The organism is Litorivita pollutaquae (assembly GCF_003205515.1).
In the GTDB taxonomy this organism is placed as follows: domain Bacteria; phylum Pseudomonadota; class Alphaproteobacteria; order Rhodobacterales; family Rhodobacteraceae; genus Litorivita; species Litorivita pollutaquae.
Genome location: NZ_KZ826490.1, coordinates 89252 through 100390 on the forward strand (window position 1 = coordinate 89252; position 11139 = coordinate 100390).

Consider the following 11139-nt stretch of genomic DNA (forward strand, 5'->3'; position numbering starts at 1 on the left):
AACACCCTTCCCAAAGCCTACTTTCCCTTTGCCGACACACATCCCCTCAAGCGGCCTGGTCGACCTCCCCTGCCCTGCCCGCCTCCGATCGCGCGATAAGGTAATCACAGGCGCGCTGCGCATCGGCCGCGTGCTTGAAAATCGCCTGCTTGTCCGAGCGCAGCACCCGCAGCCAATTGTAGAGGTAAGCGGCATTCATCTCGAGCGTATGCGACGTGAACCCAAGTTCCTGCCCCAGAAAGCACGACGTGAGCTCGGCCACGATCTCCTCGCGGGCATAGGCTGTGTTGCCAAACCGCGAAAGACCGTAGTCGCGGTTCAAGCGATGGCGCGCCTTTGTGGCATGGCCCAGTTCATGGGCCCAAACCCCATAGAAATTTCTCGGGTTCTGGAACCGCGTAATCGGCGGCATGTAGACCTTGTCAACCGGCGGCAGATAGTAGGCGTCGCTACCCGTGAAGACGGTGGTGATATCGATGGCATCAAAAAAAGCCTGCATATGCGGTATAGGCTCAGTGGGCGGACGCTCAGGCACCGGGTCCGGCTCAGGATGAAAGCTGTCCGCCAACCCCTCGATCTGGCAGGCGTTGAACACGCGATAGGATTTCTGGAAACGGAAGACGCGGGTCTCATCCCCATCGGCCTCGTCGGCGTCTCCAGACGCCTCGTCCTGTTTCCGGCTCTGGCCGTAATAGACCACCACGGAGGACTTCTCGCCCTTGCGGACCTTGGCGCCCAGGGCATTGGCCTGTGGGATGGTCATCCAGTAGGGCGAGCTGTGGCCAGCCATCACGGTCCGCATGGTCAGCAGGAAGTTGTTGACGCCTTGATATGCCTCGCCGTTGTGACGGAGCGGGCGGGAACTGCCACCGGCGGTCCAGGGCTTGCGCCACGGCAGGACGCCGCGCTCGATGATACGGATGATTTCGTTTGTGATGACCTCGGAGGCATCGAATTTGGGCGTGCGGGAACGGGCCATGGCTGGCCTCCTTTCGAGTGTTGGTGTGAGGGGATAGTGATCAGGCTGGCCGACTGGGGCGTGGATCGTTGACGATCCTGGCACCAAGCTCTTCGACCATGTCGATGTAGGCGGTTAGAGAGACAGCCCGGCCAGGACCCCAAGGTTCAGGGTCGACCGGTCCGTCCCGTGTCACGCGGGGCAGGTTCGCGAATGCGATGACATCGGTGACGGGTCGAATATCGATGAACGGCGTGCCTCGTGCGACCGCTAGAGCGGCCAAGGGAAAGCGCTCGATTGGCGCGAAAGTCGACACGCTGGTCCAGCCGAGCTGGACAAACGTCCCGCCATCGCCGCGGGTCACATGGGCGTTCGACAATGTCGCCGCCTGCCTGAGATGGACGAGATCGCGCAACACGGTCTCGCGTTCGAGCCGCCGTGCCAGTTTCAGCTGGCCAGTTCGGCGCAGTTCCTTGTGCCGCCACCAGGAGGCGGCGGTCGCGCGCAGCACGCGCAAGACACCTGTTTGCATGGGAATGCCCTTCATCAGGAAAGACAGACCGGAACCCGGCCCGGACCCGTCCGAGGAACCCCAAAGCCCCTCATCCGTCAGTCACAAAACCCGAAGGACACTTTCACTTTTCCCGGCCCCACCAGCCCGGGAAAAGAACTTCAGGGGCCGGCACGGCCCCAGTTTTCTTCATTGCACGCAGAAACTCCGGATCGGCAACGAACATCGGCAATGCCAGACCTAAGAGTTCCATTTTTAGAATTTATATCAATGAATAATGGCAAATCTCAGATCGGCAATTTTTTCTGGCGACTGTCTGACATATCCTGGCGGTGCTTGTCCTGAGCACCGGATGCGACAAGCCTCTTCACTTCGCTGACAGGGAATAGCTGGTACTACGTCCACCAGCGTCATCTTTCTCAAGTGCTCCCAAGTCGATCAGGTCCAGGATGTCGCGATATGCGGTGTCCTGCGAACACTTCTCGATCTTCGCATATTTCGACGTCGTGAGTTTTCCTTCGAACCCATCCAGGAGGCGGTTAAGCATGTCCCGCTGGCGGTCGTTTATGTTGGCCGTTCCGTATTTCTCCCAGAACCGCGCCTTTTGAAACACGGCCTCCAGAATGATCTCTGCGCCATCAAAAGCACGGTCGAGGCAATTGAGGAACCAATTGAGCCAGGCGGTAACATCAAGCCCGCCCTTCTGCGTCGTCTCGAGCATATCATAATAGGCGCTCCGCTCCTGCCGGATTTGGGTCGACATGCTGTAAAACCGCTGTGAACTGCGTTCGGATCGAGCCAACGCCATATCCGCGATCGCACGCGCAATGCGCCCGTTGCCATCGTCGAAGGGGTGGATCGTGACGAACCACAGATGTGCAATTGCGGCATGAACAACTGGATCCGTGTCAGGGACCTGATTGAACCAGGTCAGAAACCGCCCCATCTCTGTATCAAGCCGTGCTGCTCCCGGCGCCTCAAAATGCACGCGTTCACGACCCATAGGTCCTGATACAACTTCCATAGGGCCTTCACGCCACTGCCCCACGGTGATCCGGGTCATTCCGCTTCGCCCGGTTGGGAAAAGGGCGGCATGCCAGCCGAACAATCGCTCTGCGTCCAGTGGTTGGTCATACGCTTGCGTCGCGTCCAGCATCATCTCGACGACCCCATCGACATGGCGATCAGACGGGATCAGCCCGCCGATTTCGAGCCCCAGCCGTTTTGCGATAGACGACCGAACCTGATCTTTGTCGAGCGTCTCGCCTTCGATCTCGCTGCTCTTGACGACATCACTGGTGAGAGTTCGCAACATCGCTTCGTTTCGAAGATCAAAGCCAAGGCCTTCCATGCGTCCCAAGAGCTTGCCTTGTCGGTGGCGGACAGCGGCAAGTTGTGAAGACAGCTTGGCCTTGTCCCAAGAAAACTGCGGCCAGTCAGTGATTTCGTGAATGTAGGTCATATTTTGCGCATTCCTTGCGGAGATTATACCGCATAATCTCGTCAAGACAACAATAACTGCCGCAAAATCTGCGGAGAATACAGGCGGCAATCTCCGCATGCCCCACCTGGAACTCTGAACGTGGAAAAACTGCGTCCCCATCCCATTATGCAGCCTGCCCGCTCAATCGACCATAGAAGCTGCGCTCGAGATGCAGCTCCCCTGCCCCGGCTTTCTCGACCATCCCACGCAGATATCCGCCCGGTGACGCCACTTCGCCGGCGCAATGCTTGTCGAACGTGAGAACCAGCGCCGCAGTCGCGATTTGTGGCCCAAGTCGGTCCTGCGCGAGGTTCCAGGCGTGTTCAGAAACGCCGATCATCGGCCTCAACTGCCCCACAACACGGTGCAGATCGCCCCAATCCTTCAGATATCCGCCCATATTGCGCGCCCACGACGCAAATTCAGGACAGGCTTGCATGACTGTCGGCAGATCAAGAGCTGCCCCGCGCTTCTTGCGCGTTTCAGCCACCCAATTTTCCAACTCCCTATCAACGCGCTCTTCCGGTGGCGCATTTGGCACCACGCTCGCCGCTTCCTCTTTTTCTGAGGAATTACAGGTTACAGGATTAAGTTGATTTGTAATTAGTATATGAGGTTCGGAAATGACCTCCCTGGGGTCCATTTCTTGAGTCTTCTGAAGTACTTGCTCGGTGGTTTCGGCTGTGTTTTCCACAGCCTCGTCCGCCCGAACTGCCTTGAGATAGGCCACCTCGACACGCTCCTGAAGCTCCCGGAACCATTCCAAGAGCCGTGTGAGCGTCTCAGAGGCCGTGTCCCGTCGAGGAAGACGGTCCAGGAGATCCTCAAAGAGGCCTGTGAGCTGCGTCCAGGGGCCTCTCAGAGCGCTGCCGAGCGCCGCTTCGATCCTGGCGCGGATCATCCGGCGCGCAACCGTGATCTGGCGCTTCAGGCGCTGACACAGCTCACGCTCAGCCTGCAATTCGGCGTGCAACTGCGCGAACTCTTCGACGCGGGCCGACAGCGGCGACAAATCGAAGCCGTAGGCCTCGATGATGACGCCATCCGCGTCCCTGCGGCCCCACCGCTTGCCGTTGGGGCTGTCTTTGAAGGAGATCAGCCCGATCTCCGCCAGGCGCCGTGCGTGGCGTTTTAGCGCGGACAGCGAGAAGCCTGTCTGCTCCATCAGATAGGCATTGGATGCCCAGACGATCGGGCGGCGTCCCTCCTCCCAGTCCTGGGCCTGTGTGAATGCCCCGAGCGTGTCCAGGAGCATCATATCGCCCGCCTTGAGACCAATATGGGCACCCACGCGCTTTATGGCCACGAAGGCCTGTGCCTTGGGAACGGCTGCTTTCTCGCCGACCTGTGCATGTTGCTCAGCCACTGCGAGTCCTGCCGTTGCTTTGCGCCACCCGGACGGTTGGTTGATATTGGACACACCTCCACCGATCTGAGGCATGCCTGTCCCAGTCGCTCCATGCGGAGCATCATTGAATTTTTTCATTTTTTAGCCAGCAGACAAAGAAATCCCGTTCGCTCAGGAGCGATTTCTCTTGTGTGGTGATTCGGTGGCTGCTAGATTCTAGGTGTCTAATCTAAGAATTGCGCTTTGCGCAGCAGCCCTCGAAGCTCCGGTTTCGGGGGTTTTTCTTTGCTCGCCTTCCTCCTTTCTGCTCGTCCTCAGTTTTCATCCGTCCGGTTTACAGTTGTAAACTCGGCGTAGGATCTCTTGATGATTTCAGCCAGGTTGTCGTCGAGCCATTCCGCAAACTGCGCATTGGCACCTGATTTCTTGACTGACATCGATACAGAACCGCGACCTGTCTTGATCGTCACGCCCTCGACTGGTGTCACTTCAGAGGTGACGTTGCCTTGTCGCGCCCCTCGCTTGGAGGCTTCTTTCAACAGCACTTCCAATCGGTCGTCGGAACTCACTTCCTGACCGCAGTTTTTTAGAACGGACAGAGCAACCTTCTCAGTGAGCTTTTTGGAGATGAAGAGCTCCGCAAGAGCGGTCCATTTGGGTCTGCCAGATTTCGGCGCAGCCCCAACAAGATCACCTACCTTTACCGGCACGTTCTGGGTCACTTTCATCAAATGCGATAGACCTGAGGCGGACAGGCTCAAAACCTGCCTCACCGTGGGAGTGGCATGACCGGCCTCCAGGATAGCTTCTGCAAAACGCGCCTTTTCGTAGAATGAAAGGTTGCGGCGGGCAGCGTTTTCCAAACCTTTTGCAAGAAGAGCCGTTTGGTCATCGATGTCTTGGACATTGGAGCGAACCTTGATGCCAAGTTCCCGGCAGGCTCTCAGTCGCCGCCGACCATAGATTGCCTCATACCGCCCTTCGGACTTCGCCTTTCGAACAAGGATTGGGACTTGTTGTCCACCATCCCGGATGCTGTTCTTGAGAGCATCGAACCCTGCGCCGTCATCGTCGGAGTTTACAGCTGTAAACTCGTCGAGCCGGTCCGTTGGACCCCAGTCATCAATTAGGTCCGGATCTATTTCACGAATTGCAGCAAGAGACCCCTGCAGCGCTCCGAGAGCAGGTGCACTTGTCTTCGCGACCTTTTCCGCCGACTTTGCACCAGACCGCGCAATAGCGCTGGCAATACCGGACATTTCTTGGAGTGATTTCCTAGCCATTATGAACGTCCCCACGCTTGCTGGATCATCCGCTCGACTTCTTCTCCCACCGCATCCATGGAGCCCTTGGCGCGGTCATAGGTCGCTCGCGTCATCTCAGAACGAACAACTTCATAGATCGACTGCTTGAGCATCGTAGCGTCGCTGATTGCTGTGCTCTTCAGCGCAGTCGCCGACATGACCCGATCTTGAAACAAGGCGCGCATGAACGAAGTGAGCTGCTGCGAAGGCACATCGGTTGGCTCGTCGCGGGTGACCAAAAACTTGAAATGATCGTATTGCAGCGTCGCGCCGGCGTCTTCAATCACCCCCATGTACGCACCTGCGAGTTCGAGAAACTGGGCCGTGGACGACACATCCAGCATGGACGGCGTGAGAGGCACGAGCAGCGAACTCGCCGCTGCCATCCCTGCGATTGTCAGGAACCCGAGCTGCGGCGGACTATCCACAAGAACCAAGTCAAAATCATTTTCCACCTGGACAAGCGCGTTCCGAATGCGTGTGAAAAACGGCTGATCCGGGTTCGAATGAACCGCGGATTCCGTTTCAAACTCGGAGAGGATCAACCGCGACGGAGCGATTGACAGGCCGGGAAAATAGGTCGGCTGCACGACATCAGCCATCTCGACCGGATCATCGTACCGGATCGCGTCGTAAATCGTCAGCCCATCAAACTCGATCTCCGGGCTAATCCCACACATCGATGTAAGCGAGCCTTGCGGGTCGAGGTCCACAGCGAGCACCCTGTAACCACGTAGCGCAAAATAGTGGGCAAGGTGAATCGTCGTGGTACTTTTGCTGCTGCCACCTTTGAAGTTCATCAGCTGCCAAATCTGGAGCTTCTCCTCAGGGGAGCGGCGGGGCACATATCGGCCCTTTGTACGAGACGAGCGCTCGAGGATCTCTCGTGCGTTCCAAATCTCTTGGGCGGAGTAATACCGGCGGCCACCACGGATGTCGCTTGGCTCAGGAACCGTTCCCTCGGCATGCACTTTTCGCATGAACTGGCCAGATACACCCAACAACTCGGCGACCTCCGGAGCAGCGAAGGCACGCAGCGACTTTGTGTTGTCTGGTGCGAAAGCCGCAAGAAGGTGCTCTCTGATCGCCGCGTTCAGCCGTTCGGAAATTTCGGTTGCGAGGGCTGATGGCCTTTCGGTACTAAGCGGTGTCACTGGAATCATGTGGTTGCCCCAAATTCAAACATGTGGCTTTTTTCGCGCCACTTGGGGATAAAAGGTGTGATTCACCCAGTTAAGTCAAGATTTTTCGCATATATAGTGTCTAATTAGGCAGAACTAGACTACATGCGCCGTCCATTAAACCATTCGTGTTTACAGCTGTAAACACTCCGGCAGGACAGGTTGCCCGCGGGAAACCCTACTCAGACTTCGGTCGAACCCCAGAGAATCACTCGCTGAACCATGTCATCATCCTGGATTGCAGTCTTGCCAAGATTGGCGTTGAGGACAAAATCCTGGATCGCCAGGGTGAAGTAGGCGGCCCCGGCCACATACTTCTGCGTCTTCCAAGTGCCGTTGCGTTCAACCAGGAGACCACGGGATGAGCAGACGACAACTCAGTGCATGGGGCAACGCGATTCCCGCTGGCAACCGGCTCAACAGCGACCTCATTGTAGGAGCTCAAGGTCGAGACCAAACCGGCGCTCTTGGCAGACTCGGTTTTGGCGCTTTCGCACTCAAACAAATGGAGGTCAATGCTGTGCGCCTTTATTTTGGTGATGCAATGATAACCAGAGCGTAGGAGTCCAAGGTTGTGAAATCCTAAAAGCGAAGCGGGGAAGGGTAGGGGGACGGGAGATTTCAATGCGAGAAATGACCGGCAGGGTTTGAGAAGGCTCCAAAAGGATAACCAACTTAACCGGGGCGTTTCGCACGAGCATAAAATCCGCCGACGCCAACGTGAAGCACAACGTCACGGCGATGGTCCCAAGGCGGATCGCGCCGAGGAAGTACTAGGGCAGGGGCCTAGGATCAGCGTTCAAGTTGAACGAAGCGCTGGCCAATTGCCGCAGGAAGGCAGGGCTCAGTTGGGAGGACACCGGGGTTTTTCTTGCCGGCATCCAGTCTTTGTGCCCGGTCGAGGACCTGACGGTGCAAACCCATCAGGTGGGCCGTGCATTGGCGGAGAAATACCAGCTATCGGTCAATGACGCGATGGTCGTGTCGGCCGAGTTGATCTCTGGGTGCACGACGTTGAGGGGTGAGGACATGCACGACGGATTGCTCATCTAGGGTCAGTTGCGCGTCGTCAATCCGTTTGTCTAACCAGCAAACCAAGACGCTCGGCCCGTTCCAACAGCATTTTCACCGAAGATGGCTGCCAACTTGTCCGTCCGCGTGGTGTGCGCTCACGCATCGATTCCAGCCGATCGCAGATCGCCACTAGCGTGATGTCCGGGTCCGCGCCCTTGATGGCAGCGACGATCGCGGGCAGGCGGTCGTCGGTTTCGCGACGTCCGGCGCGGCCCAGAACCTCGGCGGGCAGGAACCCGTCGCGCACATAGGCTTTCACGGCGCGCAGCAGGCGGCTTTGCGTCCAGCGGCGATCATGGGGCAGGGGGCCGTTGATGATCCGCAACATGTCTTCCCAAGCCATATCGGGCCGCAGGCGGCGCACATGGGGCACCCAATCCTGCGCGGTCTCGTTCAGCCGCTCCATGTAGCCGTCTTGCCGCGCCAGTCGCACCTTGCGTAGCGCCGCTGGATCGCGGGCGCGCAGGCCCGGGTTGCCGCCGACTCGGCCCTTAGTACGGGCGCTCGCCAGCCCCGCCTTGGTGCGTTCCCGGATCAGCGCGCGTTCGAACTCGGCCGCGGCGCCCAGAACCTGCAGCGTGAACTTGCCTTGTGGCGATGCCGTGTCGATGGGGTCCTGGAGAGAACGGAAGAAAGCCCCCTTGGCCTCCAGACGTTCGATCACCTCCAGCAAGTGCGACAGAGACCGTGCAAGCCGGTCGATCCGAACGACAACCAGCGTGTCGCCGCTCTGGACGCGTTCGAGCACGCGGGCAAGTACTGGCCGCGCACGATTGCCGCCTGAGGCGTGTTCTTCAAAGATCTCTACGCAACCCGCAGATTGAAGGGCCTCAGACTGGGGCAGGGGGGTCTGATCCTCTGTGGAAACTCGCGCGTAGCCTATCAAGGGCATCAAATCATGCTTTTTGCAGTTTTACATATCACTAATAAACGACGATTTGTAAACGAATGCAAGCAAGTGTTCTCTCGGCGCGCTGGTGCATAATCCCTTGGTTTCCTAGGGCAGAGCGCGAACTGAGAGGTTCTGCCGGCAGTCGCGCGCGCGTACTATATAAAGGGCGCAAGCAGCGGCCACAAAAACGCTTGGGTAATGTGCAAAAGATCAGTATTTTGCGCATATGAAGCCACAAACCTCTACTTTGATTGATGATTACGACGCCCCTCTCATCACCACCGAGGGGGATGAAGAGGTTCACGAAGACGATCTCTGGTTCCTGCCTGGACCACTCGAAGAAGAACCGGATGATTTGCCTCCCGGCCCGCGGGCGGAACCGCCCGACACTGCTGTCATCGAAGACTGGGCAAAGGCAGAAGGCGTTCACGCTTCGCGACTGGCAAGAGTGGCTGGACGCCTGGGGGCTTTGGATGACCGGCTGTCGCGTAGCCTTTAATTGTGAGATAGGAAATTCAACGAAATCAACGGTCGCCCTTTGCCCTTAAATATGAGATTTTGTCTTTAATTCCGATATTTTTGCCCTTAAACCTGAGACAGGGTTCGCAGCTTCGTGTGGCAAATATTGATGGATGATGATCGCGAAGACTCCGTTGCCGCTGGTGCTGAGGAGGCGCGCAGGGCGGCCGTTCTGCGTCCGCTTGTTCAGGCATATCTCAAAGGAACTGGCAGTCTGGAAAGTGGCATCAATGACGCCGTTTGGGAGCTTGGTGTCAGCAGGGCGACTATCTGGCGCTGGATAAAGCGTCTGGCCGAAGAGGGTGGGCGGACCAGCGCGCTGGCTTCTCGGAAACGGGGCCGCCCTACTGGTACAACCTTGATATCCGGCAAGGTGGAAGCGGTGATCGAAGAACATCTTCGCCGTTATTTCTTGCGGCGGGAACGTCCAAGCCTGTCGCGCATCGTGACAGAAATCCGAAGCGCGTGCTGGCAGCAGGGCTTGCAACCGCCGACACGTCGGACGGTTCAGCGCAGGCTGGATGCAATGGATGCCCGCGAAATTGCCAAGGCACGCGAAGGCGCAAAGGCAGCCCGCCAGAAATTTGCGCCGGTCTTAGGCAACAACAAGGCAAACCGGCCACTGGAGGTCGTGCAAATCGACCATACGCCTGCGGACATCATTCTCGTCGACAGTTTTGAACGCCAACCAATTGGGCGGCCTTGGGTCACGCTGGCGATCGACGTCGCAACGCGGATGGTGACCGGATATTACACCTCTCTCGAGGCACCTTCGCGTCTGTCGTTGGCGCTTTGCCTGACACAGGCTGTGGCCCCCAAGGCGGAACTTCTGGCGGAATTGGTGTGCAATGTTCCTTGGCCCGCGCAGGGAAAACCGCGTAGGATCCACGTCGATAACGGGCGCGATTTCCGGTCGCATGCCTTTCGGTCGGCATGTGCAGAATGGGGGATCGATCTAGTCTATCGGCCGCCAGGCAGTCCTCATTTCGGAGGGCACATCGAACGATTGATCGGCACGATGATGGGGGCCGTGCACCTGTTGCCTGGAACAACGCAATCCTCGGTCGTGGCCAAGGGCGACTACGATGCCGAAGGCATGGCCGCGATGACTTTAGGCGAATTTGATCGCTGGTTTGCCCTGGAAATCTGCCGCTACAACAACAGCATTCATTCAAGTCTTGGCTGTACGCCCGTCGCCAAATGGGAGGTGCTCTCAGAGGAAATGATGGGCGACATCCCCTTCGAGATGGAAGCCTTTCGGGTGAGCTTCTTGCCGAGCGAACTGCGCAAGGTCAGGCGTGACGGCATCCATCTGTTCCAGATACGGTACTGGTCGGATGCGCTTGCAGGCCACATTGGGCGCGGGGATGGGAAGGTGGTCGTTCGCTACGACCCTCGCGATATCTCAATGATCTGGGTCGAATTGGACGATGGCCGATATGTTGAGGCGCGTTACAGAAACTTGGAAATTCCGCCCGTGCCGCTCTGGGAATATCGCGAAGCCATGAGGAAGGCCCGTGCCCTTGGCAAATCCGGGTCCAATGAGCTGGTCCTGGCTGAGCTGATCCGACAGCAACGCCAGATCGAGTTTGAAAGCCGGGGCCTAACGAAGGCCGAACGCCGATCCCGTGAAAGAAAAGGGACATTGGAGGGCACCAACTCGGCTGTCTCGAAAACCGAAGGGCTGCGCCCGATCGACACGGGTGATACATCGCGCCCATTGTTCAAAGTGGAGAGATGGTGAATTGAGGGCAGGGACAACTGTCCGTCGTCAGGTTTTTTGGGACCACTGGCAGCCTAATCTAAGAGAGAGTTTGGCTCATCTGGTTGATCTGATTATGCGGCGCGTTTTCTGTGATGCAAGCGTCG

Annotated in this window: 8 protein-coding genes and 2 pseudogenes; 3 read left to right on the top strand and 7 right to left on the bottom strand. The window is 57.8% G+C overall.

Translation table 11 applies throughout. The features are described 5' to 3' along the window. Positions 1–46: 46 nt before the first annotated feature. The 6 genes from DI396_RS14480 to repA form a co-directional block, all read right to left on the bottom strand. Entirely contained in the window at positions 47–979 is a 933-nt protein-coding gene (locus tag DI396_RS14480; protein ID WP_110796931.1) for an ArdC family protein, read from the bottom strand. A gap of 40 nt (positions 980–1019) precedes the next feature. Continuing rightward, positions 1020–1505: a hypothetical protein gene (locus tag DI396_RS14485; RefSeq protein WP_110796932.1), complete on the bottom strand. Its 486-nt coding sequence runs from the start codon at positions 1503–1505 to the stop codon at positions 1020–1022. Between the two features lie 331 nt (positions 1506–1836). Continuing rightward, positions 1837–2931 (bottom strand): Fic family protein, encoded by a 1095-nt coding sequence (locus tag DI396_RS14490; protein WP_110796953.1) that lies wholly within the window; start codon positions 2929–2931, stop codon positions 1837–1839. Between the two features lie 145 nt (positions 2932–3076). Continuing rightward, complete coding sequence (gene repC / locus DI396_RS14495; protein WP_110796933.1) at positions 3077–4393, bottom strand: plasmid replication protein RepC; 1317 nt, start codon at positions 4391–4393, stop codon at positions 3077–3079. Positions 4394–4614: 221 nt separating this feature from the next. After that, positions 4615–5583 (bottom strand): plasmid partitioning protein RepB, encoded by a 969-nt coding sequence (repB, locus tag DI396_RS14500; protein ID WP_110796935.1) that lies wholly within the window; start codon positions 5581–5583, stop codon positions 4615–4617. Further along, complete coding sequence (gene repA / locus DI396_RS14505; RefSeq protein WP_110796937.1) at positions 5583–6767, bottom strand: plasmid partitioning protein RepA; 1185 nt, start codon at positions 6765–6767, stop codon at positions 5583–5585. The genes repB and repA overlap by 1 nt, the downstream gene beginning before the upstream one ends. Positions 6768–7489: 722 nt before the next feature. On the opposite strand from repA, the pseudogene DI396_RS14515 reads away from it, so the two are divergent. Further along, positions 7490–7838, top strand: a pseudogene (locus DI396_RS14515) (PIN domain-containing protein). Positions 7839–7854: 16 nt separating this feature from the next. Here DI396_RS14515 and DI396_RS14520 read toward each other — a convergent pair. Next, positions 7855–8751 carry a recombinase family protein gene (locus tag DI396_RS14520; protein WP_110796939.1) on the bottom strand — a complete coding sequence of 299 codons (897 nt, stop codon included), beginning with the start codon at positions 8749–8751 and terminating at the stop codon, positions 7855–7857. A gap of 226 nt (positions 8752–8977) precedes the next feature. Here DI396_RS14520 and DI396_RS14525 point away from each other — a divergent pair. Then, a pseudogene (locus tag DI396_RS14525) lies at positions 8978–9241 on the top strand (hypothetical protein); the annotation flags it as partial. A gap of 138 nt (positions 9242–9379) precedes the next feature. Continuing rightward, positions 9380–11014: a Mu transposase C-terminal domain-containing protein gene (locus DI396_RS14530; protein WP_110796941.1), complete on the top strand. Its 1635-nt coding sequence runs from the start codon at positions 9380–9382 to the stop codon at positions 11012–11014. Positions 11015–11139 lie beyond the last annotated feature (125 nt).